Here is a 23,716-nt window from a genome sequence, read left to right as displayed (position 1 = left end):
GCGGCCCAGCGCTCCCGGCCTTCGGATCCCGGCAGTAGGCCACCGCCTCACCCCCGCATCCGCCCAGACAGACTCTCGCGCCGCCGAGCCCGGGTCACCCCAGGACTCCTGCGTCACCGAGCCGCCAACGGCAGCACCACAGAACGGCATGGTTACGCTGCTGCGGTGAGCGTGCGGAGTCTCCTGGTGCCCGCTCGGCCCCCCGAGCCCACCCTCGTCACCGACCCATCCGAACGACGAGCCCTGGCCACCGAGGTCTTCCTCGTCTTCGCGCTCACGCTCGGCCTCTCCGGCGTCCGGAGCCTGCTCTCGCTCCTCGACTCGCTGCTCCGACCCGAGCCACTCGCCGACCAGACGGTCGCTATCAACGTTCCTCGGGCCGCGGCCAACCTGATCGACCTCGCCTACCAACTCGTCTCCGCGGCCCAGCTCGGCGTGTGGGGCGGGCTCGGGCTCTACCTGCTCTGGCGGTCGGGAATCGGACCGCGGGCGATCGGGCTGGCGCGCGGGCGGGTCGGTAGCGACCTGGCCGGCGGCGCCGGGCTGGCCGCGCTGATCGGGCTGCCCGGTCTGGCGTTCTATCTGATCACCCGCGCGATCGGCATCAACCTGACCGTGGTGCCGGCGGCGCTGAACGACGTCTGGTGGCGCGCGCCCGTACTGATCATTCTCGCGTTCGGCAACGCCTGGGCCGAGGAAGTCCTGGTCGTCGGGTACTTCATCACGCGGCTCCGGCAGCTGGGGTGGGCCGAGAACACCTCGCTGGTCAGCGCGGCCGTCCTGCGCGGCTCGTACCACCTCTACCAGGGCTTCGGCGGCTTCCTCGGCAACCTGCTGATGGGCCTGGTCTACGGCCGCTTCTGGCAGCGTACGAACCGGCTCTGGCCGCTGGTGATCGGGCACACGCTGATCGACGTGACCGCGTTCGTCGGCTACACGCTCCTCAAACCGCACCTCTCGTGGCTGCCTTAGCCTGCTCTTGGCCTGCGTGTGCACACTGGAAGGCATGAGAGTCGGGACCGCCGTTCTTTCATCCGCCCTGTTCCTCGCCCCTCCGACCCCCACCCCGGAATTCCAGCTCACCACCGACCCGATCGCTGCGCCCGATGCTCGGCCCGCCTCCGTTCAGACCCGGTCGGCCGCTCGTCGTGACCCGGCCCGCCTCGGACCGCCCGAGCCGGACCCCAGCGACGCCCCCCGGATCGAGCTGCCCTACCGCGGGTTCGTCGTCGTCGGTGGCGTCCCGGGGGCGGGGAAGAGCACGCTGCTGCACCGCCTGCGGGTGACGTCACCCCGGGGCATCTTCAGCGTGCGCGATCCGGAGGACATCCGGACGCGGTGGGAGCGGTTCCTCGGCGGACGTCGCGCCTACCGGGTCTGGCGGCCGCTGGTCTACCTGGAGCACTACGTCCGGCTGCTGCTGGCGTTACCGGGGCGGAAGACGATCATCCTGCACGACACGGCCACCCGGGGCTGGGCCAGGCGCCTGCTCGGCCTCGTCGCCCGGCTGTCCCGGCGGCCGGCGATCCTGCTCTGGATCAACGTGTCGCTCGAGGAGTCGCTCGACGGGCAGCGCGTGCGCGGCCGGAAGGTGCCGCGCCGGTCGGCGCAGAAGCACTGGCGTCGCTGGGCCCGCTTACGCCCGATCACCGACGCCGGCGAGCCCGGCTTCGCCGAAGTCCACACGATCACCCGCGACACCGCCCGCCGCATCCTGCTGGCCCCGGATACCCGGCGCCCGTAAACAGGGCTTGTGGACAGAACATGTACGCAGCGATGTGAAGCCCTACTGTAAGTCACCACGCAGCCCACTTTTTCGCCAGGTAATTCATGTGCACACCCGGTGGACTCTGTCTTCGCAGGTAGAACCCCCTACGGCGAACGTGGATACCGCCAAGTTCACACCGTCCTGCACAGGTCGCACACAGAGTTACCCCCACTCTTCCACAGGGTTGTCCACAGGCCTGTGCACAGGACGGTTTGTCCGCTAGCCCCGCGACTTTCTATCGTCGTCTCACCCGGCTCACCGGGAACTGTCAGACCCATCCGGTACGACGTACTCGAACGCACCGAGATGGGCCGGGGGAGGGACGCTAGTGGCCGTCAGCGACGAGGTCGAGGCCTACGCGCCATCGGGCGACTTCGATCGCACGCCCCCGCAGGATCTCGCGGCCGAGCAGAGCGTCCTCGGCGGCATGCTGCTCTCCAAGGACGCGATCGCGGACGTCGTCGAGATCGTTCGGTCGCACGACTTCTACAAGCCGGCCCACGCGCTGGTGTTCGACACGATCATCGATCTCTACGGCCGCGGTGAGCCGGCCGACCCGGTCACGGTGGTGGCCGCGCTGGCCGATCGGGCCGAGCTCGCCCGGGTCGGCGGCGCCCCGTACGTCCACACGCTGATCCAGCAGGTGCCCACGGCGGCCAACGCGGCCTACTACGCCCGCATCGTCGCCGAGCGCGCGATCCTGCGTCGCCTGGTCGAGGCCGGCACCCGCATCGTCCAGCTCGGCTACGGCTCGGCGGCCGGCGCCGGCCGTGAGGTGGACGACGTCGTCGACATGGCGCAGCAGGCGGTCTACGAGATCACCGAGAAGCGCACCAGCGACGACTACACGGTGCTCGAAGAGCTCCTCCAGCCGACGATGGACGAGATCGAGGCCATCGGCGCCACCGGCGGCATCATGAGCGGCGTCCCGACCGGGTTCGTCGACCTCGACCGGCTCACCAACGGCCTGCACCCGGGCCAGCTGATCATCGTGGCCGCCCGGCCCGGTCTCGGTAAGAGCACGTTCGGCCTCGACGTCGCCCGGTCGGCGTCGATCCGGCACCAGCTCACCTCGTGCGTCTTCAGCCTGGAGATGTCGAAGATCGAGATCACGATGCGTCTGCTCTCGGCCGAGGCCCGGGTGCCGCTGCACAACCTGCGGTCCGGCCAGCTCTCGGAAGACGACTGGACGAAGCTGGCCCGCCGCATCGGCGAGGTCAGCGAGGCGCCGCTGTTCATCGACGATTCGCCGAACATGACGATGATGGAGATCCGGGCCAAGGCGCGGCGCCTCAAGCAGCGCCACGACCTGCGGCTCGTCGTCATCGACTATCTGCAGCTGATGTCCGGCAACAAGCGGGTCGAGTCCCGCCAGCAAGAGGTCGCCGAGCTCTCCCGGGGGCTCAAGCTGCTGGCCAAGGAGCTCGAGGTGCCGGTCATCGCGGCCTCGCAGCTCAACCGCGGCCCCGAGCAGCGCACCGACAAGCGCCCCCAGCTCTCCGACCTGCGTGAGTCGGGCTCGATCGAGCAGGACGCCGACATGGTGCTCCTCCTGCACCGCGAGGACTACTACGAGAAGGAGTCCCCGCGGGCCGGCGAGGCCGACTTCATCCTGGCCAAGCACCGTAACGGCCCGACGGACACGGTCACGGTCGCCTTCCAGGGTCACTTCAGTCGATTTGTCGACATGAGCACCGGGGTCTAGGGCAGCAAGAAGGCCGCGGCCCGGCGGATCTCCTCGAACGTCGCGCCGCTGCGCCAGGCCGCGGCCGCGCGGGCCACCTCGGTCAGGTCCGACGTGCCGCCACGCAGCCGCTGGCCGTCGTGCGAGCGGCCGTCGATGCCGAAGACCCGCTCGAACGGCGTCGTGCGGACCCAGAGCGGCCGGCCCTCCGGCGTCACGCTCCGGACCTCCGCCCACTCGAGCACCACCATGGGGTCGGCGGCCTGGATCTCGCCCAGGTCGAGCCCGGCGTCAGCGGCGGCCCGCCCCAGCGCGGTCGCCAGGCTGCCGGCCGCCACGACGTCGGGATAGACCTCGGCGAACGAGGCGGGCCCGTACGGAGAGGATGGAGTCACCCCTGCAGTGTGGCCGCTACCCGGGCAGCGGCGCGAAAGTGATCGTCCCGTCGTCGCCGAAGACGATGCCCGGGTTGTGGACGACCTCCCAGCGGAAGCCGTCCGGGTCGGTGAAATACCCCGACACTCCGCCCCAAGCCCGACGTTCGGCCGGCACGAGGATTGATCCGCCCGCTGCGGTGGCACGTTCCAGTACGGCGGCGACCTCGTCCTCGGAGCCGACGTTGTGCCCGAGCGTGATCGGCGCCGCGTCGCTACCCCGGTGAACCTCGCCGGCCTCGGCCGCCATCGCCTCGCGGTCCCACAGCGAGAGGAGCAGGCCGTGACCGACCTGGAGGAAGATGACCTCCCCGGGCACGTCCAGGTGCGGCTTCCAGCCGAGCCCGTCGACGTAGAACCGGCGGGTGGCGTCCAGATCGCGCACGCCCAGCGAGATGACGTTCAGCTTCTGTTCCATGCCGACCACTCTGCCGCGCGGCCCGGCCCCGGTCTTGAACAAAACGGCCACTACCGCGAGCGTCCGGCCACCGGCCTGGAGCACGTCGTGCGCTGCCGGTGGGAGCAGCGCGTCGGCGACACCCCGCACGTCCAGCGGGTGCTCCCCGACAACTGCGCCGACATCCTGGTCACCGCGGACGGCCGCGCGTTGCTCGTCGGCCCGCCCACGCACGTCGAACTGCCCCGCCTGCCGGCCGGCACGCTGATCCGCGGCCTGCGCTTCCACCCGTACGCGGTCCGTACTGCCCTTCATACCGACGTCGCTGAGCTCACCGATCAGTCGGTCGATCTCGACGACGTGCTGGGGGCTGCCACCGCCCGGACCGTCGCCGAGCAGATCTGGGCCGGTAGCGACGTCGAACTGGCGCACACCTGGGGGAACGCCGAACCGGACCGGGCCACGGCCGGCATCGTGCGGATGCTGACCGCGCCGGGCGCCCCGTCGGTGGACGCGGTCGCCGACCGGGCCGGCTACTCGTCCCGGCACCTGCGCCGCGTGGTCCACGCCGAGACCGGCCTGAGCCCGAAGACCCTGCAGCGGGTCGCCCGCCTGCACGACTTCCTGCGCGCGGCCGAGGCCGGCATCAGCTCGGCCGCGGCCGCCGCCGGGTACGCCGACCAACCGCACGCGTCCCGCGAGATCAGGGCGCTCACCGGGTTGGCCCCTGGTCAGCTCCTGCGGGAGCGCGGCCTCACTTAGCGGGGGGCTGCGGCGGGGCGCCGGCCAGGATCGGGCCGCCCGAGAGAACGGCCTTCGGCGTTCCGGTCGGGTCGGCGTGCTGCCCGATGCCGGCCATGTTGCGCGGGTCGACGCCCCGGTCGCCGTCGGTGGCCGCCCCGAGCCGCGCCTCCAGCTCCAGGTCCTCACCGTCCTGGACCTCGGCGGGCAGCCCGTGCCGCTCCCGCCAGTACGGGTTGTCCGGCGGCAGCGTGCCGCTGACGCGCCCGTACATGCCGAACGTCATCAGCGCGGTGCCGACGACGAACGAGAAGATGACGTTGCTCATCCGGAAGGCCAGGAAGTTCAGGTCGGTCCGCATCACGGCCAGGTTGACCAGGCCGCTGAGCATGAACGCCCCGCCGAAGAACATGTTGGCCCAGGAGGCGGTGTTGCCGCCGACGACCGCGCACCCGAGCAGGCACACGCCGACGACCACCGAGATCAGCGACAGCGCGCCATTGGACGAGAGGCCGGCGATGTCGCGGCCGTCGGTGCTGAAGAAGTCCAACTCGTCGACGAAACCGAGGATCCCGAACGCCAGCAGCACCAGGCCGATGAACAGCCCGCCGTACCGGTAGACCCGCCCAAGCTTGTGGTTTTTCGGCAGACCAGACATAGCGCCCCCTTGAGTCAGTTCACACCGATAGTGCCATATCCGGATAAACCGCACCCGATGGCGGAGCAACCGATGGGGGTGACACAACCGTGTCACAGTCTGATGCAGAGGAATCGAGCTCGCTCCGGCCCGCTTCCATCGGAACAGCCGATAGAACCTTAATAAGGCCTAAAACAAAGAAATGTCCAAAGCGGGACTTATTAGAATAATGCGGCTACGGTTGCCAAACGTACGGCAATGTTTAACAGATTCCCCTCCCGTATCGCCTTTTCAAACGCTACGGTGAAGCGCTCGTTCAAATACGCTCTGTCTACTGCCGGTAGAGAGAGTCAGGGTCGAGGCAACCCGAAGAGGTTCCATGGCAGACACCGCTCCGGTCGAGCCCGCGCTCATCGCCTGTCCGGCGTGCGACGGTCTCGGGTTCAGGATCGCTCCGTGCGCCTGTCGGCACAACGGCACCGAGTTCCTGGTGAGCGGCCGCCTGCTTCTGTCCGACTCGGACCCGTACCCGGACTGTGAGATCTGCCAGGGCTCGGGCGAGACCACCGTGATGTGCTTCCCGTGCCGCCAGGGCGGTTCGTTGCTCGCGCAGGGCGTCGTCACGGTCGTGAACGCGGTCACCGGGCAGACCGGTTCCGTGCAGGTGGTCCCGGGCGCGTTCGAGCCGGTGCCGTGGGAGGCCCGCCCCGGGCGCTGGATGATCGACCTCTCGGCGATCGTCGGCGACCTGGCCGCGCGGGTCGGCGTCGACACGCTCTACGACATGCTCGACCGCCCACTGTCCACGCTCGACCTGGCGACCCCGATCTACCTGCCCGACACGTGGACGCCCTCCGCGTCCGAGGCCGAGAAGGCGGCCGCTGAGCAGGCCGCGATCGCCGAGTGGGCCGGGCGTCGCCGCTGGCACCTGTACGTCGGCTACCCGGCCGGGGTCCGGGCCGCGGCCGATCCGGAGCTGCGCCTGGCCGAGCTGCGCCGGGCCGCCGACGCCGGTCGGCTCGACCTGGTGGTCCGCTACCTGGACGGCTTCTGGTCGGTGGCCTACGAGGTGCCGGGTGCGCAGCCCCGCCAGGGCCAGGCCTGGTACCCGGGCACGCCGACGCTGGCCGAGTCCTTACTCGCGCACACGCCGTCCGATCTGGTCGAGCAGGCCAAGAGCACGACGACCGCGTCCGGGCACTGGGTGGTCACGCCCCCGCCGCCGGCCGGCGACGGGACGTCGGCCTGGACCGTCGAGGACCTCGTCACCGCGGTCACCATCACCGCCGGTGGCGCGGCCGGCGGCAGCGCCACCTGGCGCGACGGTCGCTGGCAGCTCTCCGCGCTCGCCGTCGTCGAGGAGCGGGAGCTCCTGGCCGCGCAGCAGACCGGCCAGGTCCGGTCCACTGTCGAGCGCGTCGTCGGCCGCGTCGACGAGCTGAAGACCCCGCCGTGGCTGGGCCCGCCGATCTCGACCCAGCGCTGCGCGCGCTGTGTGTCCGGCGTCGCCTGGCGCGAGTGTTCCTGTACCTATCTGGACGACGTGGCGACGCCGGATTGCCCGCGCTGCGCGGGGGTCGGGCGGGCACCCGATCCCTACTGCTCCGGCTGTGACGACACCCGGCTGGTGCATCTCGGGGCGGTCGTGACGCTGATCGGCTCGGAGGGGCGTGGCCAGACCACGAACCTGCGGATCGGGAAGGCACCGGACGTCGAGTTCTTCGTCAACGACCAGGGCGTGCGCTGCGCGCGGGTGCCGCGGGAGCTGACCGCGGTGGCCTGGGCCGAGGCGTTCGGCACCGATGTGGACTGGCTCTGCAGCCACGGGATCCGGTCGATCGGGGCCCTGGCGCGGGACGGTGTACTGGCGACCGACCTGACCGATCCGCGCGAGGTCGTCGCCGAGTACCTGGCCCGGCTGACCGCGGGGCGCCCGGGCGGGCGGCTGGTCTACTTCGTCCGGCCGCCGGGTGACGTGCCGGTGGAGTCGCTGCTGCGCCCGGTGCTGGGCGTCGACGCCCGGGCCGAGATCTCGATCGCCGCCGATTCGCGCGGCCGGCTGCGCTGGGGCCTGGCGGTCACCCACCGGGGTGCCCAGAGCCGCTACGCGCCGCCGGAGATCGACCTGACGCTCGGCGACGCGGTCGGCCGCGTCCTGTCCGCGCTTCCGCAGCGCCTCGGTGGCATCGAGCACGACGTCGCCCGCACCGAGCCGCTCAGCCCGGCCCAGCACGGCCGGGCCGTCGAGATCGAGGCCGGCATCTCCACCCTGCTGCGCGAGGTCGCCCAGCGCTACGGCCGCGTGCTGGCCGCGGTCACCCGCGAAGGCTGGACGCTCCACGCCTGGACCCAACGCCGCTGGCAACGGATCGGCGCCGGAAGTTCCTTACGCGAGCTCGTCACCCACACGCGGATGGATCAGTGATCGACCGCTGAGCGGACCCGGCGGCGGGCGTCCTCGGCGGAGGCGGCCCGGGTGGCCAGCTCCGCGTAGCGCAGGCAGTCGGCGAACGAGTGACGGGCCAGTTCGGTGCGCACCGACGCCAGGCGGTCGACCGGCAGGATCAGCGACGTCACGCCCAGGCCGATCAGGACACAGGCCAGCAGCGGATCGGCCACGCCGGCGCCGCGGGCGCTGATCTCCTTACCGGCCAACGATCCGGACGCCCCGACCAGCTCGGCCAGCCGCAGCGACGCCGGCTGCCAGGGGTCGGCCCAGCGGCCGGTGCCGGCCGCGCCGTCGGCGCCGAGGGCGTAGCGGGTCAGCCCGTCGGTGTCCACGGTCGCGAACGACGCCGCGCGCAGGATCGGACCGGCCAGGACGGCCGCAGCGGGCAGGTCGACGAGCACACCGGCGGTCGCGACCCCGGCGTACCGCGCCTCCTCGAGGAACCACGTGGCCTCGTCGGCCTCGGTGACGGTGGCGACCACCACGCCGACGTCCACCTGGTCGGCGTCGGTCTCCCGCATGGCGCGCGCCAGAGCGTCCAACTGGGCGGAGAGAACATCGGGACGGGCCTGCAGGGCCCGCACGCCCCGCACCCCGAACGGACCTTGGCGATCGCCCGGGTCGAGCGCCTCGACCGAGACCCGCGCCCCCGGGAACGCGGCCAGCACCCGCCGGTAACCGGCCTGCTGGTCGGCCACCGACCGGGGCGAGCCGTCGGGCAGCACGGCGAACCAGCTGCGCAACAGACCGACACCCTCGGCGCCGGCCGCCACCGCGGACTCGGCCTCGGCCGGATCGACCAGCTCGGCGAGCAACGAGACCGGCTGGGAGTCCGAGAGCCGACCACGTAGCGGTGAAGTCACAGGTGCGACCCTACCGCCGCCGGTACAACCCGGGAACGGACAGTAAGCTCTGGTGCCATGCCCGAGCTCAGTCACGTCGACTCGGCCGGGGCAGCGCGGATGGTCGACGTCTCCACCAAGGAAGCGTCGGTCCGGACCGCTGTCGCGACCGGCCTGTTGCGGACAACTGCCGAGGTCATCGGCCTGCTACGTCGTGACGGGTTGCCCAAGGGCGACGCGCTGGCGGTCGCCCGGGTGGCCGGCATCATGGGCGCCAAGCGCACGCCCGACCTGGTTCCGCTGTGCCACCCGATCGCGTTGCACGGTGTGACGGTCGAGTTCGACGTCAGCGACACCGAGATCGGCATCACGGTCACCGCGCGCACCGCCGACCGGACCGGCGTCGAGATGGAGGCGTTGACCGCGGTCGCCGCGGCCGGGCTGACGCTGATCGACATGGTGAAGGCGGTCGACCCGGGCGCGGAACTGGACGCGGTGCGGTGCGAGTCCAAAGAAGGCGGCAAGACCGGGTCATGGCACCGGTGACCCGCACCGCCCGGGTGATCGTCGCGTCCAACCGGGCCGCGGCCGGCGTCTACGACGACACCAGCGGGCCGCTGCTGGTCGACGGGCTCCGCGAGCTGGGCTTCGAGGTCGGCGACCCGATCGTGGTCCCGGACGGCGATCCGGTCGGTGTGGCGCTGCGCGATGCGGTCGCCGACGGCGTCGACGCGGTGCTGACGAGCGGCGGCACCGGTATCAACCCGACGGACCGGACGCCGGACGTGACCGCCGAGGTGCTCGACTACCAGGTGCCCGGCATCGCCGAGGCCCTGCGCGCGTACGCCGTCCCGCGGATACCGACGGCCATGCTCTCCCGCGGCCTGGCGGGCGTCGCCGGTCGCACGTTGATCGTCAATCTGCCGGGTTCCCGCGGCGGTGCGAAGGACGGGCTGGCCGTACTCGGGCCGGTCCTCCCGCACGCCGTCGACCAGCTCCGCGGCGGAGACCACCCCGGAGGGCACGCGTGACCCACCCCATCAGCTGGGACGACGCTCGAGCGGCCGTGCACGGCGCGGCCAGGCCGACCTCGAGCCGCCCGGTGCCGCTGGCCGAGGCCGACGGCGCGGTGCTGGCGACCCCGCTGGTGACGCTCACCGCGTTGCCGGCGTTCGACACGTCCAGCGTGGACGGATACGCGATCGCCGGGCCGGCGCCGTGGCGGCTGGTCGGGCAGGTCCTGGCCGGCGACGCCAGCGAGATCACGGTGACGCCGGGCACCGCGGTGGAGATCGCCACCGGCGCGATGGTGCCGGTGGGTACCGAGCACGTGATCCGCTCGGAGAACTCCGAGGTCGAGAACGGGGCTTGGGTCACCGCCGCGCTGCCCGACAAGCAGGAGTGGCGTCAGACCGGCGAGGAAGCGGCCGCCGGTGAGGTGCTGCTGCCGCCGGGCGTCCGGGTGACGCCGGGCGTGCTGGCGCTGGCCGCCGCGTGCGGGCACGACGTGCTGTCGGTGCGGCGGCGCCCGCGGGTCGCGGTGGTGGTGTTCGGCGACGAACTGCTCGACAGCGGCCCGCCCGGAGCCGGCCGGGTCCGGGACGCGCTGGGCCCGTCGCTGCCGGGCTGGATCCGTCGGCTGGGCGCCGAGGTCGTCGGCGTCACCCGGGCCGCGGACACGCTCGAGGCGCACGAGACCGCGGTGCGCGAGGCGGCCGCCACCGCCGACGTGGTGTTCACCACCGGCGGGACGATGCACGGGCCGGTCGACCACCTGCACCCCACGTTGTCGGCGCTGGGTGGCGAGTACGTCGTCGACACGGTCGCCGTGCGCCCCGGGTTCCCGATGCTGACCGCGACGCTTCCCGGGCCGGGCGCGGGCTGGCTGGTCGGGCTGCCGGGCAACCCGCAGTCGGCGGTGATCGGCGTGGTGACGCTGGCCGCCCCGCTGCTGGCCGGGCTGAGCGGGTCGCCGTTGCCCCCGCTGTCGTCGGTGGTGCTGGCCAACGACGTCCCGGGGCGCGGGAAAGACACCCACCTCGCGCTCGCGCGGCTGACGCCCGACGGCGCGGTGACGCTGCCGCACGCGGGCTCGGCGATGCTGCGCGGAGTCGCCGGAGCGGACGGGTTCGTCATCGTCCGTCCGGGTGATAACGCGCTCGCTGGTACCAAGGCCGACTTCGTACCCATGCCGACCTGACGGTTCCGGTGGTTGTATGGGTTCCCATGAGCAGCAACCGGGTCGTGGTGGCTCAGGTCACTGAAGAACCGATCTCGACGGCCGAGCACGAGCACCTGGTCGGCACACTGGCCGCCGGGGCCGTCGTGGGGTTCGCCGGCGTCGTCCGCGATCACGACCACGGTCGCACCGTGACCGAATTGGAATACACCGGGCATCCGTCGGCCGGTGAGGTGCTCGCGCAGATCGCGGCCGAGTTCGCGGCCCGGGACGGCGTCGAGGCGCTGGCGGTGAGTCACCGGATCGGCCCGCTGAAGCTCGGCGACACCGCGCTGGCCTGCGCGGTCAGCACGGCCCATCGGGCCGAGGCGTTCGCGCTCTGCGCGGAGCTGGTCGACGCGGTGAAGGCGCGCATTCCGATCTGGAAGCGCCAGGTGTTCGCCGACGGCACGGACGAATGGGTCGCTTGCCCCTGAATCGTTCGCACTCCGCCAGAGCCTGTAACGCGGTGCAAGTACCATCGGGCGTCGAAACGGCGGAAGGAACTCGAGTGTGAAGGTCTTGATCACCGGCGGCGCCGGGTTCATCGGGAGCACGATCGGCTCGGCCTGCCTGGACGGCGGGATCCAGCCGGTCATCCTCGACAGCCTGGTGACCGGTAAGCGCGAATTCGCCGAGGGGCGCCCGTTCTACGAGGGTGACATCGCCGACGGCGCGCTCATCGACCGGATCTTCACCGACCACCCGGACATCGACGCGGTCATCCACTGCGCCGCGCTGATCGTCGTCCCGGACTCGATGGCCGACCCGCTGCGGTACTACCGGGAGAACGTCGCCAAGTCGATCCAGCTCGTCGAGCACCTGAGCCGTAACGGCTGCGAGCGGCTGATCTTCAGCTCGTCGGCGTCGATGTACGGCACCGAGGACGACTTCTCGGTCGACGAGAACTCGGTGATCGACCCGCAGAGCCCGTACGCCACCACCAAGGTGATGGTCGAGAACGTGCTGCGTGACGTGGCCAAGGCGTCGCCGCTGCGGACGCTGTCGCTGCGGTACTTCAACCCGATCGGCGCCGACCCGCAGCTGCGCACCGGGCTGCAGGTGGCCCGGCCGTCGCACGCGCTGGGCAAGCTCGTGCAGGCCTACGAAGACAAGGTGACGTTCTGCATCACCGGCACCGACTGGGACACCCGCGACGGCACCGGCATCCGCGACTACGTCCACGTGTGGGACCTGGCCCGGGCGCACGTCGAGGGGCTGCGCCGGTTCGACGCGATCGTCGACGACTACCGGGTCGTCTGCCTGGGCAGCGGAACCGGCACCACCGTGCGCGAACTGGTGAACGCGTTCGAGGCGGTCATCGGTCAGCCGCTGCCGCACGAGGACGCGCCGGCCCGCCCGGGAGACGTCGTCGGGGCGTTCGCGCGCAACGGGCTGGCCCGGGAGCTGCTGGGCTGGGAGCCGAAGTACGGCGTGGAAGACGGGATCCGGCACTCACTCGAGTGGGCCGCGATTCGTCCGCAGCGCCTGCACGAGATCCCTAGCTGATCGGAAGACCCACCACGATCTCGCCGGTGGGCTGGCCGTTGCCGCCCTCCGGCTCGACGGTGAACGCCACCGCGTCACCCTTGTTCAGGTCGAGCACCAGCGCGGTGCCGTCCCGGCCGTCCGGAGCCAGGATCTTCATCGACTTCATCACGTCGTTGCGGATGCGCCAGAGTTCGTAGGCCTGCTTCGGCTCGATCTCCGGCAGATCGGTGTAGGTGACGACCGCCGCGTGATTGTCGGGGGAGAACACGGTCGAGAGCCGGATGCCGGTCTTCGTCGTCGTGCGCTTGCTGACCGCGTCCGACGCGGTCAGCACGGTCTCGATGCGCTGCAGCCGGTCTTGCTCGGCGGTGATCAGGCTGCGCTGGTCACGGGCCCGCTGTTCCTCGACCTCGAGCGTCAGCGTGACCGCGCACACGACGAGCGCGCAGGCCAGGAGCAGCAGCGTCAGCGGTCGGCGCCTCTGGGTGGAGGCTTCCTTCGCTACGTCGGTCATCGAGCTACTCCCAGCCGGGTGAGGTCTTCACCGCTCACTCTGCCCGGTCGCCGCTACTTTCAATAAACTCAGGCCGGCTGGGTGCGGAGGTATCGGGCGAAGTGTGGCACGGTGAACGCGACTGTCCCCCGTTCGGCCGAGTAAATCAGTCCCTTCTTGATGAGGCTGTCCCGCGCCGGTGAGAGGCTCGAGGGCTTCCGGCCGAGGGAGATCGCGATCTCGGACGTGGAGACCGCGTCCGACTCGCTGTCCAGGCCCGCCATCGCGCGCATGTACTCGCGCTCGGCCGGCGTCGCCCGCTCGTAGCGGGATCCGAAGAACCCCACCGCCAGCTCGGCTTCCGCCTCGGGCGCGGCCACCTTCACGTCCGCGGCGGTGATCGGCGAGCGCGGGGCGACGTCCCAGGTCACCTTGCCGTAGGCCTGGACGAAATAGGGGTAGCCGTCGGCGGCCTCGTACAGCGCGTCCAGCGCGTCCTCGTCGAACGTGGCGTCCTCGCGCTGGGCCGGGGCGAGCAGAGCGAGGTCGGCCGCCGACCGTTCGAGGCGGTCGATCCGGACGTAGCGGAACAGGCGCTCGGAGTACGACTTGCTGGCCGAGAGCAGCGCGGGCAGGTGGGGGAGCCCGGCCCCGACGACGATCAGCGGCGCACCGGTCTGCGACAGCTCGTGGCAGGCCGCGCACAGCGCCGAGACGTCCTCGGCGCCGAGGTCCTGCATCTCGTCGATGAACAGCGCGATGCCGGTGCCGACGTCGGTGGCGAGCTCGGCCGCGTCGGTCAGCAGCTCGACCAGGTCGATCTCGATGTCGCCGGAGTCGGCGCGCCCGCTGACGACCGGCCCGTCGATGCCGGGCTGCCAGCGTTCGCGGAGCTTGCCGCCGGTCGGGTTCGAGCGGAGCGCGAACGCCTTCAGCGTCCCGAGGAAGTCGTCGATCCGGTCCAGCGCCCGGTGGTGGGACGAGAGCTCGCGCACCGCCATGTGCAGCGCGCCCGAGAGCGGACGGCGAAGGGGCTGGTCGGGACGGGCCTCGATCTTGCCGGTACCCCACTGGCGGCCGATCGCCTGCGACCGCAGGGCGTTCAGCAGCACGGTCTTGCCGACGCCACGCAGGCCGGTGCAGATCATCGAGCGCTCGGGGCGTCGGCGGGAGACGCGCTCGAGGACGACGTCGAACTGGTCGAGCTCGCGGTCGCGTCCGGCGAGTTCCGGCGGTCGCTGGCCCGCGCCGGGGGCGTACGGGTTACGCACGGGGTCCATGCGCTAGGACCGTATCGGGGTTTCTAGCGAAAGCCGTAGATCTCGTTAGATCGAGGTAGGCGTGTCGTCCTCGTTGTTGGCCTTGAACCACCGGTCGGACGCCGGGGCCGGCTCGTCGCGGTTGATCTGGATGATGCTGTTCCGGTGGACGTCGTCCAGCGCGGTGCCCGGCGTCCGCTTCGGCAGCGGAGGCTGTCGATCCAGCGGGACACGATCTACCAGGGCTCGCCGATCTGCAGCGCGCACGGGCGTGACCGGATGCCGTGACGTGCTGGTGCGAGCCGAGGGCTTGCGGGGACGAGGAACAGCGTGGGTCATGAATGAGTCCCTTTCCCGCGGGCGGACAGTTCAGACGCGCTGACCCGGGTCACGCGGGTCGGCGCCCAACGGTTCAGTGTTCGTTGGTGTTTGTCCGGTCGACTATGCAGCGTTGTATATCAGCCCAAATGCTAGCGCCGGTGCGCGAGGGGGTCGTGTGACGCGTAGCCGCCTCTAAGGGACTCTTCGGAAATTCCTAGATTCGGCTAGAGGGCGCTACGAAGCTCGATCAGGCTGATCTCCGGCGGCGCGCCGACGCGCACCGGCGGACCCCAATAGCCCACGCCCCGGCTGACGTAGATCTGGCTGTCGCCGTCGGTCGCATGTCCGGCGACGACCGGCTGCTGCAGCGGGACCGCGAGCGTGAACGGCCACAGCTGGCCGCCGTGGGTGTGGCCGGAGAGCTGGAGGTCGACGCCCCGGTCGACGGCTTCCGGCCACTGCACCGGCTGGTGGGCGAGCAGGACGACCGGGCGGTCGCGGTCCCGGCCGTCCAGGGCTTCGGCCAGGTTGGCGCCGTGGCCGGGGACCCCGGACCCGGCCGCGGTGACGTCGTCGACACCGGCGAGGTCGAAGCCGTTCGTGCCGCCGATCTCCAGGCGACGGTTGCGGAGGACGTCGACGCCGATCGTCGGGAGGAACTCCACCCACTCCTCGGCGCCGGAGTAGTACTCGTGGTTGCCGGTGACGAAGAACGTGCCGTGCGTGGAGCGCAGGTTGGTGAGGGCCTTGGCGTCGTCGCCGAGTTCGTCGACGGTGCCGTCGACCAGGTCACCGACGACGGCCACCGCGCCGACGTCGAGCGTGTTGACCGTGCGGACGACCTTGTCGAGGAACGGGCGGTGGAGGGTCGCGGAGAGGTGGATGTCGGTGAGCAGCGCGATCTTGTAGCCGTTCATCGCCGGGTCGAGCCGGGGGAGAGTGATCGCGATCCGTTTGACGCGCACGTGTCTTGCCTCGCCGATGCCGTAGCCGACCGTGCCCAGCGCCGTGACCCCCGCGGTGAGCGCGGCCGCGCGCCCGATGAAAGCGCGCCGAGCGAAGGGGGTGCTCAGGTCGGCCGACGGCGTGTCGTCGGTGGCGGCTGCGCGGCGGGCGATCAGCGTTCGGGCGATCCAGCGCACCGGCTCCAGCACGAGCAGGATCAGGAAGAGGTAGAACATCAGCGCGATCCACAGGGGCCCGCCCCAGCTGACGATCGTGTCGAGCGGAGACGGCAGCGCCGACGGAGCACCCCGCAGCCCGAACATCGCGAACGCGACGATCGCCACCAGCACCAGCGCCCCGATCCACCGCGCCCGCCGGGACCGGAACGGCGTCGCCACCATCCGCCACCACAGGTAGGCGTGGATCCCGCCGATCACCCCGACGACGACCACCACGATCACGACGACCCGCCCGATGTCCACTACACCTCTCTACAAATCTCTAGCAGAAAGCCTAGACAGCGCTATGGAGCTCGATGAGGCTGATCTCCGGCTGCGCCCCGACCCGCACCGGGATCGTCGCGTTCCCGATCCCGCTGGTCACGTACAGCTGGCTCGCCCCCGACCGGGCCCGCCCGGCGATCACCGGCTGATCCCGCGCCACCACGTAGTCGAACGGCCACGCCTGCCCACCATGGGTGTGACCCGACAACTGCAGATCGACCCCGAACTTCACCGCGTCCGGCCACTGCGCCGGTTGATGCGCCAGCAGTATCACCGGCCGGTCGACGTCCCGCCCGTCGAGAGCCGCGTTCAGATCGGCCGCCTGCCCTGGCCACTTCCAGTCCCAGTCCTCCGCGCTGACGTCGTTGACGCCGGCCAGGTCGAAGCCTCCCAGGTCCACCCGCTCGTTACGCAGCAGCTTCACGCCGAGCGTCGGGAGGTAGTCGAGCCAGTCGTAGAGGTCGAACCGGTACTCGTGGTTGCCGGTGACGAAGTACGTGCCGTGCTTCGAGCGCAGGTTCGCCAGCTCGGCCGCGTCGCCTCCGAGGTCCTCCACCGTGCCGTCGACGAGGTCGCCGACGATCGCGACGGCGTCCGCGTTCAGTCCGTTGACTTGGGAGACCACGCCGTGCAGGAACGGTCGGCGCAGCGTGTGCGAGAGGTGGACGTCGCTGATCACGGCGATCCGGTAGCCGTCGAAGCGCGGATCGAGCTTGGTCAGCGTCATCGGCACCCGCTTGACCTCGACGTGCCGGGCCTCGACGAGCCCGAACCCGGTGGTCCCGAAGGCGACGGCACCCGCGGTCACCGCCGTGGCCCGAGCCAGGAACAGACGCCGATCCAGCCGCGGCGAAGCGTCCGAATGAGGCTCTTTACGGGCCCAGAGGAGGTGCGCCGCCAGGCGCACGGGTTCCAGGACGACGAGGACGAGCAGCAGGTAGAAGAGGACCGCCAGGTACAGCAACCCGATCCAGGCCAGTACCTCGAAGAACGCCGGACCCCCGTACCCGGTACGCAATCCGAACGGCACACAGGCCACGACCGCGACGAGCCCGGCCGCGCTGAGGATCCGCGCCCGACGAGACCGGAACGGCGCACCGAACAGCCGCCACCACACCCAGACGTGCGCTCCGACCACCAGAGCCAGCGGAACGAGGAGGAAAAGGAAGCGCACCTCGCGGAGCCTAGGACCACGAGACTGAAAACGGCCTGAGGGCCTAACCCCCGGCGAACGGAGGAAGGACGTCGACGGTGCCGCCGGACGGCAGCGGCGCCTCGAAATCGCGGGCCGCCACCCCGTCGACCAGGAACGAGCAGGCGGTGAGCACCTTCTCGAGACGGTCGCCGTGCGCGTCGGCCAGCTGCGAGCGCAGCTCGGCGAGCGTGCCCGCGGTCGCCGGTTCCTCCTCGACACCCGCCGCGGCCCGCGCTCCGGCGAAGTACCGAACGGTGACGTTCACTCAGCCTCCAATAGCCGACATCGGCCGGTCCGGCTGCAGGAAAGTCGGGTCGTCGATCCCATGGCCGGCCAGTTTGCCCCACATCGCCATCCGCCACAGGTCCGCGACCTCGTCGTCCGAGGCGCCCGACCGCAGCGCACCGCGCAGGTCGGTCTCGCCCGACGCGAACAGGCAGTTGCGGATCTGACCGTCGGCGGTCAGCCGGGTCCGGTCGCAGGCGCCGCAGAACGGCCGGGTCACCGACGCGATCACGCCGATCCGGGCCGGACCGCCGTCGACCAGCCAGGTCTCGGCCGGAGCGGCGCCGCGGTGGGCCGGATCCGGGGTCAGCGCGAAGCGCTCCTGCAGCGCGCCCAGGATCTCGGCCGCGGTCACCATCGACGACCGGTCCCACGAGTGCTGGGCGTCCAACGGCATCTGCTCGATGAAACGCAGCTCGTGCCCGTGCTCCAGCGCGAACTCGGCAAGCGCGACCACCTCGTGCTCATTCACTCCGCGGAGCAGCACGCTGTTGATCTTGACCGGCGTGAGCCCGGCCTCGGTCGCGGCTTCCAAGCCAGCCAGCGTGTCGGCGAGCCGGTCGCGGTGGGCCAGCGAGCGGAACGTCTCCCGGTCGAGCGTGTCGAGCGAGACGTTGACGCGATCGAGCCCGGCCTCGGCCAGCGTGGGGGCCAGCCGGGTGAGACCGATCGCGTTCGTCGTCAGCATGGTCTCGGGCCGGGGCCGCAGCGCGGTCGTCTCGCGCAGGATGCGCGTCAGGCCGCGCCGCAGCAGGGGCTCGCCGCCGGTGAAGCGCACCTCGGTCACGCCGAGCCGCTCGACCGCGATGCCGATCAGCCGGACGACCTCGTCGTCGGTGAGCAGCCGGTCGGACTGCAGCCAGGGCAGCCCCTCCGGCGGCATGCAGTAGCTGCATCGCAGGTTGCACTTGTCGGTCAGCGAGACTCGGAGGTCGGTCGCGACCCGGCCGAACCGGTCGACCAGCCCGGCCTCGCCCACGGGTCGGCCGGCCATGCCGGCTCGCTGGGTCGGCACGGCCGGCAGCCCTAGCGGAACCACAGCCATGTTTCCGAGCGTATCCGGCGGAGGTTGGAACTGAGTGGGTCAGACGTGGCGTCGATCCTCCATCCTGAGGTGTATGACGCAGGTCGCCTTGGCGCCGCTGAATCGTTGGATCTGGGTCGTCGCGGCGGTGCCCACCGCCATCCTCCTCGCGCTCGCCGGCCGGTACGGCTACCACCGCGACGAGCTGTACTTCTTGCTGTGCGGCAAGCACCTGAACTGGGGCTTCGTCGACCAACCGCCGCTGACCCCGGCGATCGCCCGGGCGATGGACACGATCGCGCCGGACAATCTGACGGTCCTGCGGACCCCGTCGGCGCTCATCGCCGGAGCGTGCGTCGTGCTGTGCGCGCTGATCGCCCGGGAGGTGGGCGGTGGCTGGGGCGCGCAGTTGCTGGCGGCGGTGCTGGTGGCGACGTCCGGCGGGGTGTTCGCGTTCGGTCACCTGCTCAGCACGACGACGGTCGACGTCGTCATCTGGCTGGTCGTCCTCTGGCTCTTCGTTCGCGTCCTCCGGACCGGGGACACCCGGTTGGCCCTGCTGATCGGGGTCGTGGCCGGTATCGGGCTGCTGAACAAGTACCTGATCGGGCTGTTGGCGATCGGGCTGGTCGGCGGCCTGCTGATCGCTGGGCCGCGCCGGCTGCTGCGCGACCGGTGGGTGGTGATCGGGGTGCTGATCGCGCTCGTGCTCGTGTCGCCGAACCTCGTCTGGCAGGCTGCGCACGGGTTCCCCCAGCTCGACGTGGCCGGCGAGATCGCGTCCGGAGACAGCTCCTACGCCGGCCGGCCGGTGGCCGTCGTTCTGCAGTTGGTGCTGGTCAGCCCGATCGCGACGGCCGTCTGGGTGACCGGCCTGGTGTGGCTGTTCCGGCGTGCGCAGTTCCGCGCGCTGGCCTGGGCCTGGGTCGTCGTCTTCGCGGTGCTGCTCATCGGCGGTGGCAAGGGTTACTATGACGTGCCGCTGCTGCTGGCCCTGACCGGCGTCGGCTCGGTGCCGGTCGTCGGGTGGCTCACCGGCGCGGCCCGGCGGGCCGCTTTCGCGTCCGCGGTGGTTCTGTGCGCTTGTGTGGACGCCTTCCTGATGCTGCCGTTGGCGCCGGCGTCGTCGGTCCCGGACGCCGTGGTCGCGATCAACTACGACGCGGGCGAGACGATCGGCTGGCCGGCCGTGGTGGAGTCGATCGAGAAGGTCACACCGCCCGGCGCGGTGGTGCTCGCCAACAACTACGGCGAGGCGGGCGCGGTCGCCCGGTACTCCGGCCTCCCGGTCTTCTCCGGGCACATGAGCGTGGCCGACTTCGGGGTACCGCCGGAGTCGGCGTCGACGGTGGTGGCGGTTGGGTTCGAGGATCCGGCGTACCTGCGGAGGTTCTTCGGCTCGGTGGAGCGCGTCGGCTCGGTGGACGTCGGCGTAGACATCGACAATGAAGAGAACGGGGAGCCGATCTGGCTGTGCCGGAACCGCCAGGGCTCCTGGGGCAGCATCTGGCCGCAGCTACGCAGGGTTTGACGACTTATCGGGGTTCTGAGGGCGGGCGGTTTTTGGCCCGATAAGTCGGCAGATCACGCGGCGGACCAGATCGAGTGGACGGCCATGGCCGCGTCGGCGGCCTGGGCGCGGCCGGCCCGGGCGCTCGGGCCTCGACGGCTGGGGTCGAGCACGTTGCGGCCGAACGCGGCCCGCGCGGTCGGGTTCGGCGTCACGACCGCGACCCGGGCCGAGTCGCCCAGCCGCGCGACCTGCGCCGACACCGCGGGCATCGGGCCGCCGCCCTTGGGGATCGGCGCCAGCACGACGATGCGATCGCACCCGGCGGCCAGGTCGACGTTCGCGGTCGACCGCACGCCGCCGTCGATGTACTCCCGCCCGTTGATCGTCACCGGCGGCCACACGCCCGGCACCGCGCAACTGGCCGACACGGCGTCCACCAGCGGGACGCCGCTGGTGCGGTCGAACGGCTGGAGCTCGCCGGTGTCGGCGTCGACCGCGGTGAGGACCAGCCGCCGGTTCGGCCACTCGTGCACCGGCAGCCGGGACGCGATGACCCGCCGTCGCTCCTCCGGCGTCACCGTGCGGGTACGCCGGGCCAGCGCCCCGACCCGGGCCCGGAACCGCTCCGGGCTCCGGCTCGTCACCGCGGCGAATCCCCAGCGCAGCAGCATCGCGGTGGTCATCCGGGCGGCGATCTCGTTCGTCGGCGGCTCGAGCTGGCTCCGATAGAGGTCTTCGATGTCGCTGCCGGTCGCGACGACCGCGCCAACCACCGAGCCGGCCGACGTCCCGACGATCAGGTCCGCGGTCGTCAGGTCGACGCCCGCGTCCAGTAGCCCGGCCAGCAGCCCGATCTCCCAGGCTATGCCGGTGACTCCGCCCCCGCCGAGTACCAGTGCACTCCCCGTCATCCTGTGAATTCTGGCGGTTATCAGGGCGGGTGGGAGCAGAATGCGCGGTTCGATCTCGGTAAGGTAAGGCGACCCTAACTCGACCAGGGAGGCCTGATGAGTGGAGCCCGGCGCAAGGAACGGCCGCACGTCGGTATGGGTCTGTACGAGGTCGAGGTGGCCGCGGTCCGGGACGTCAGCCCGAACATGCGCCGGGTGACGGTGACCGGCCCGTCGCTGGCCGGCTTTCTCGACGATGGTCCCGACCAGCGGATCAAGCTGCTGCTCCCGCGTCCGGGCCAGGACGAGCCGGTGCTGGCCGCGGGCACGGACAGTGGCGAGTGGTACCAGTCCTGGCTCGCGCAGCCGGCCGACGTCCGGCCGATCATGCGCACGTACACGCTGCGCGCGGCCCGTCCGGACCGGTGCGAGGCCGACGTCGACCTGCTGCTCCACGGCGACAGCGGCCCGGCGTCGGCGTGGGCCGGGCGCGTGCGGCCGGGGAACCGGCTGGCGATCGTCGGCGCCTACGCCGAGTTCTACCCACCGGAGGAGACCGACTGGCACCTGCTGGTCGGCGACGAGACCGCGCTGCCCGCGATCGGCTCCACGCTGGAGCGCCTGCCGTCCTCGGCCCGCGGCTCGGTGCTGCTCGAGGTCGGTTCCCGGGCCGAGAAGGCCTATTTGGACGAGGTGGGAGTGCCGTCCGGGGTCGAGGTCACCTGGGTCCTCCGCGAGGGGGCGGCGCCGGGCGCCCGCTTGCTCGACGCGCTCCGGGCGGCGTCGTTCCCGGCCGGGCGCCCATACGCCTGGGTCTGCGGGGAGTCCGACGCGGTGAAGGTGCTGCGTCGCCACCTCGTGACCGATCGCGGTGTCGACAAGGACGACGTCCTGTTCATGGGCTACTGGCGGCTGGGCGCGTCAATCGACGACAACTAGTCGCACGTCGTCGGCGCCTCGGGCGGTGGCGATGATCTCGGCCTCCTCGTCGAGCTTCTCGACGATCGGCCGGAATCCTTCGACGGTGATCGTCAGCTTCCGGCCCGACGCCTTCGGACGCCAGAATCCGACGATCTCCCCGTCGGCCAGCACCGCACCCGGGTTCCCGAGTGGACGCCAGAGCGCCTTCTGCTCGGCCCGGTCGGGCACCAGCAGGCTGCGGTTGCGGGTCTGCAGGTACGGGTCGCCGGGCGGCAGCAGCCGGACGAAGTCGGGGCTCGCGGGCGTGCGCAGGGCGGCTTCCTGCTCGGCCGGGATCCAGTAGCCGGGCTTGCCGTCCACCCGAACCTCGACGAGGCCGGCCGGCCAGTCCTGTTCGACCGCGGCCCTGCTCGCCGCGAAGTAGGCCGCGACCTCGGCCTTCGTGGCGGGCCCGTGCAGCCGGAGATAGGGCTCCACCGGCAGCGCGGTGGCCTCCGGGATCGACCACCCCTCGATCGGCGAGACGATCAGCGGCGTGGTCCCCGGCTCGATCCGGACGCCGCCGAGCAGCCCGGCGATACGGAAGAGCTGGTCGGAGAGGTGGTCGACCCGGCAGCCGGGGCAGAAGTACGTGAGCCGGGGGAGCCGGGCGGACAGCGCGGTGCTCAGGTCGCCCTTGCCCATCGGCGTCGTGACGAGGTCGTGCATCGCCTCGGCGGCCGTCCGGACGGCGTCCAGATCGGCTCCGGGAACCCGGGCGGACGAGGCCCCCAGCCGCGCCTTGGCGTCGGCCTCGTCCTTGGGCCGCAGCGCGGCCGCCAGAGCCCGCACCTCGTCCGCGCGGTGCACGAACGGCGCACCGCGCGCGCCCCAGACCGTGATCTCGTCGCCGAGGCCGGCTCCGCGGATCGCCAACGACTGGCGCGCGGAACCGGCCGGGGTCTCGGCGACGCCGAGGTCGAGCACGGCGAGGCCGTCGGCCGAACGGTCGAGCTGGTGCGCACCGATGCGGTACGCGAGCACGGTGTCGCGGTCGACCTCGAGTGCGTGCGCCATGGCGTCATACTGACGGACGTGGACGGGGAGTTGCGTCATCGGTTGCTGACCCGGTTCCGCTGGATCGACCCGGGCGAGTGGTGCGATCACCTGCTGACCGACCGATCCGGATGGTGGCGCGATCCGGTGCTGCTGGACGCGCTCGGCCCGGCGCTGGCCGAGCTCGCGTCCGAGCCGCCCACCGTCGTGGTCGCGCCGGCCACCAGCGGCTTCCTGCTCGGACCGCTCGTGGCCCGGGCGCTGGGCGTCGGGTTCGTCGAGGCCTACCGCGACCTGAGCGGCGCCGAGCTCGCCGACGAGCTGATCACCCGCAGCAGCGGCCCCGGGCACGACGGTCGGCCGGTCGTGCTCGGCGTCCGCGCCCGGCACCTCGGGCCGGACGACCGCGTGCTGGTCGTCGACGACTGGGTCGAGACCGGGGCCCAGCTGGCCGCGCTGGCCGAGATCGTCGACGCGGCGGGCGCGAAGTATCTCGGGGCGGCCGTGATCGTCGACGGCGCCCAATCGGATGTCCGGAACAGATTGGGCGTTCGCGGGCTGGTTCGTGAAGCCGAGCTGGATCACTGGGACCGGGACACACAAAGCCACGGAATACCTGGATGATCATCAAGACGGCGTAAGTACCCCCAAAGGGACGGTTGGCCCTCAGA

26 protein-coding genes are annotated in these 23,716 nt (G+C 71.3%); 13 read left to right on the top strand and 13 right to left on the bottom strand.

The genetic code is table 11. The features are described from left to right. The first annotated feature begins 165 nt into the window (after positions 1-165). The 3 genes from FL583_RS37275 to dnaB all read left to right on the top strand — a co-directional run bounded on the left by FL583_RS37275 (position 166) and on the right by dnaB (position 3,473). The gene (locus FL583_RS37275; RefSeq protein ID WP_142709628.1) at positions 166-972 is read left to right on the top strand and encodes a CPBP family intramembrane glutamic endopeptidase; all 807 of its coding nucleotides are present in this window, start codon (positions 166-168) and stop codon (positions 970-972) included. Between the two features lie 34 nt (positions 973-1,006). Then, on the top strand, positions 1,007-1,744 hold the full coding sequence (locus FL583_RS37270) for an AAA family ATPase (RefSeq protein ID WP_142709627.1): 738 nt from the start codon (positions 1,007-1,009) through the stop codon (positions 1,742-1,744). A 352-nt stretch (positions 1,745-2,096) separates the two neighbouring features. Beyond that, complete coding sequence (gene dnaB, locus FL583_RS37265; RefSeq protein ID WP_142709626.1) at positions 2,097-3,473, top strand: replicative DNA helicase; 1,377 nt, start codon at positions 2,097-2,099, stop codon at positions 3,471-3,473. Here dnaB and FL583_RS37260 read toward each other — a convergent pair. Both FL583_RS37260 and FL583_RS37255 read right to left on the bottom strand, forming a co-directional pair. Then, positions 3,470-3,847, bottom strand: coding sequence for a hypothetical protein (locus FL583_RS37260; protein ID WP_142709625.1), 378 nt, complete (start codon positions 3,845-3,847; stop codon positions 3,470-3,472). The two genes, dnaB and FL583_RS37260, sit on opposite strands and share 4 nt — an antisense overlap. Before the next feature lie 16 nt (positions 3,848-3,863). After that, a complete protein-coding gene (locus FL583_RS37255; RefSeq protein ID WP_142709624.1) occupies positions 3,864-4,304 on the bottom strand; it encodes a VOC family protein in 441 nt (146 codons plus the stop codon). Between FL583_RS37255 and FL583_RS37250 the strand changes: the two genes are divergently transcribed. Continuing rightward, positions 4,212-5,045 (top strand): helix-turn-helix domain-containing protein, encoded by an 834-nt coding sequence (locus tag FL583_RS37250; RefSeq protein ID WP_338081142.1) that lies wholly within the window; start codon positions 4,212-4,214, stop codon positions 5,043-5,045. The genes FL583_RS37255 and FL583_RS37250 overlap by 93 nt on opposite strands. On the opposite strand, the gene FL583_RS37245 is transcribed toward FL583_RS37250, so the two are convergent. Beyond that, entirely contained in the window at positions 5,038-5,682 is a 645-nt protein-coding gene (locus FL583_RS37245) for a DUF4383 domain-containing protein (protein WP_205752794.1), read from the bottom strand. The genes FL583_RS37250 and FL583_RS37245 overlap by 8 nt on opposite strands. A gap of 358 nt (positions 5,683-6,040) precedes the next feature. Between FL583_RS37245 and FL583_RS37240 the strand changes: the two genes are divergently transcribed. Beyond that, positions 6,041-8,086 (top strand): hypothetical protein, encoded by a 2,046-nt coding sequence (locus FL583_RS37240; RefSeq protein WP_142709622.1) that lies wholly within the window; start codon positions 6,041-6,043, stop codon positions 8,084-8,086. Here FL583_RS37240 and FL583_RS37235 read toward each other — a convergent pair. Continuing rightward, positions 8,080-8,973 (bottom strand): putative PEP-binding protein, encoded by an 894-nt coding sequence (locus tag FL583_RS37235; protein WP_170324069.1) that lies wholly within the window; start codon positions 8,971-8,973, stop codon positions 8,080-8,082. The two genes, FL583_RS37240 and FL583_RS37235, sit on opposite strands and share 7 nt — an antisense overlap. Before the next feature lie 57 nt (positions 8,974-9,030). Here FL583_RS37235 and moaC point away from each other — a divergent pair, with 57 nt between their 5' ends. The 5 genes from moaC to galE all read left to right on the top strand — a co-directional run bounded on the left by moaC (position 9,031) and on the right by galE (position 12,679). After that, the gene (gene moaC / locus FL583_RS37230) at positions 9,031-9,498 is read left to right on the top strand and encodes a cyclic pyranopterin monophosphate synthase MoaC (RefSeq protein ID WP_142709620.1); all 468 of its coding nucleotides are present in this window, start codon (positions 9,031-9,033) and stop codon (positions 9,496-9,498) included. Then, entirely contained in the window at positions 9,486-9,983 is a 498-nt protein-coding gene (locus FL583_RS37225; protein ID WP_142709619.1) for a MogA/MoaB family molybdenum cofactor biosynthesis protein, read from the top strand. The genes moaC and FL583_RS37225 overlap by 13 nt, the downstream gene beginning before the upstream one ends. Continuing rightward, a complete protein-coding gene (locus FL583_RS37220) occupies positions 9,980-11,152 on the top strand; it encodes a molybdopterin molybdotransferase MoeA (RefSeq protein WP_142709618.1) in 1,173 nt (390 codons plus the stop codon). Before FL583_RS37225 ends, FL583_RS37220 begins: the two co-directional genes overlap by 4 nt. A 26-nt stretch (positions 11,153-11,178) precedes the next feature. Continuing rightward, positions 11,179-11,607: a molybdenum cofactor biosynthesis protein MoaE gene (locus FL583_RS37215; RefSeq protein ID WP_142709617.1), complete on the top strand. Its 429-nt coding sequence runs from the start codon at positions 11,179-11,181 to the stop codon at positions 11,605-11,607. 76 nt (positions 11,608-11,683) lie between these two features. Beyond that, the gene (galE, locus tag FL583_RS37210) at positions 11,684-12,679 is read left to right on the top strand and encodes a UDP-glucose 4-epimerase GalE (RefSeq protein ID WP_142709616.1); all 996 of its coding nucleotides are present in this window, start codon (positions 11,684-11,686) and stop codon (positions 12,677-12,679) included. On the opposite strand, the gene FL583_RS37205 is transcribed toward galE, so the two are convergent. The 7 genes from FL583_RS37205 to moaA all read right to left on the bottom strand — a co-directional run bounded on the left by FL583_RS37205 (position 12,672) and on the right by moaA (position 18,656). Continuing rightward, positions 12,672-13,175 (bottom strand): anti-sigma factor, encoded by a 504-nt coding sequence (locus FL583_RS37205; RefSeq protein WP_142709615.1) that lies wholly within the window; start codon positions 13,173-13,175, stop codon positions 12,672-12,674. The genes galE and FL583_RS37205 overlap by 8 nt on opposite strands. A 68-nt stretch (positions 13,176-13,243) precedes the next feature. Continuing rightward, on the bottom strand, positions 13,244-14,434 hold the full coding sequence (locus tag FL583_RS37200; RefSeq protein ID WP_142709614.1) for an AAA family ATPase: 1,191 nt from the start codon (positions 14,432-14,434) through the stop codon (positions 13,244-13,246). A gap of 45 nt (positions 14,435-14,479) precedes the next feature. Continuing rightward, positions 14,480-14,680, bottom strand: a complete 201-nt coding sequence (locus tag FL583_RS37195) for a hypothetical protein (RefSeq protein WP_142709613.1) — start codon at positions 14,678-14,680, stop codon at positions 14,480-14,482. Positions 14,681-14,958: 278 nt separating this feature from the next. Next, positions 14,959-16,080: a metallophosphoesterase gene (locus FL583_RS37190; protein WP_142709630.1), complete on the bottom strand. Its 1,122-nt coding sequence runs from the start codon at positions 16,078-16,080 to the stop codon at positions 14,959-14,961. A gap of 112 nt (positions 16,081-16,192) precedes the next feature. Then, positions 16,193-17,356, bottom strand: coding sequence for a metallophosphoesterase (locus tag FL583_RS37185; protein ID WP_142709612.1), 1,164 nt, complete (start codon positions 17,354-17,356; stop codon positions 16,193-16,195). 43 nt (positions 17,357-17,399) lie between these two features. Beyond that, positions 17,400-17,642 carry a MoaD/ThiS family protein gene (locus FL583_RS37180; RefSeq protein ID WP_142709611.1) on the bottom strand — a complete coding sequence of 81 codons (243 nt, stop codon included), beginning with the start codon at positions 17,640-17,642 and terminating at the stop codon, positions 17,400-17,402. Then, positions 17,643-18,656 carry a GTP 3',8-cyclase MoaA gene (gene moaA, locus FL583_RS37175; RefSeq protein ID WP_420843234.1) on the bottom strand — a complete coding sequence of 338 codons (1,014 nt, stop codon included), beginning with the start codon at positions 18,654-18,656 and terminating at the stop codon, positions 17,643-17,645. 124 nt (positions 18,657-18,780) lie between these two features. Here moaA and FL583_RS37170 point away from each other — a divergent pair, with 124 nt between their 5' ends. Then, positions 18,781-20,217: a glycosyltransferase family 39 protein gene (locus FL583_RS37170; protein ID WP_142709609.1), complete on the top strand. Its 1,437-nt coding sequence runs from the start codon at positions 18,781-18,783 to the stop codon at positions 20,215-20,217. A 53-nt stretch (positions 20,218-20,270) separates the two neighbouring features. Here FL583_RS37170 and FL583_RS37165 read toward each other — a convergent pair whose 3' ends face one another. After that, a complete protein-coding gene (locus FL583_RS37165) occupies positions 20,271-21,110 on the bottom strand; it encodes a patatin-like phospholipase family protein (RefSeq protein ID WP_142709608.1) in 840 nt (279 codons plus the stop codon). Positions 21,111-21,206: 96 nt separating this feature from the next. Between FL583_RS37165 and FL583_RS37160 the strand changes: the two genes are divergently transcribed. Beyond that, positions 21,207-22,028 (top strand): siderophore-interacting protein, encoded by an 822-nt coding sequence (locus tag FL583_RS37160; protein ID WP_205752792.1) that lies wholly within the window; start codon positions 21,207-21,209, stop codon positions 22,026-22,028. On the opposite strand, the gene FL583_RS37155 is transcribed toward FL583_RS37160, so the two are convergent. Beyond that, positions 22,011-23,066 (bottom strand): DNA glycosylase AlkZ-like family protein, encoded by a 1,056-nt coding sequence (locus FL583_RS37155; RefSeq protein ID WP_142709607.1) that lies wholly within the window; start codon positions 23,064-23,066, stop codon positions 22,011-22,013. The two genes, FL583_RS37160 and FL583_RS37155, sit on opposite strands and share 18 nt — an antisense overlap. An 18-nt stretch (positions 23,067-23,084) precedes the next feature. Between FL583_RS37155 and FL583_RS37150 the strand changes: the two genes are divergently transcribed. Beyond that, positions 23,085-23,669, top strand: a complete 585-nt coding sequence (locus tag FL583_RS37150; protein WP_142709606.1) for a phosphoribosyltransferase family protein — start codon at positions 23,085-23,087, stop codon at positions 23,667-23,669. The last annotated feature ends 47 nt before the right edge of the window (positions 23,670-23,716 follow it).

Source organism: Cryptosporangium phraense (assembly GCF_006912135.1).
In the GTDB taxonomy this organism is placed as follows: Bacteria; Actinomycetota; Actinomycetes; order Mycobacteriales; family Cryptosporangiaceae; genus Cryptosporangium; species Cryptosporangium phraense.
Note: the sequence above shows the minus strand (reverse complement) of the source record. Positions and strands in the feature narration are given on the sequence as shown.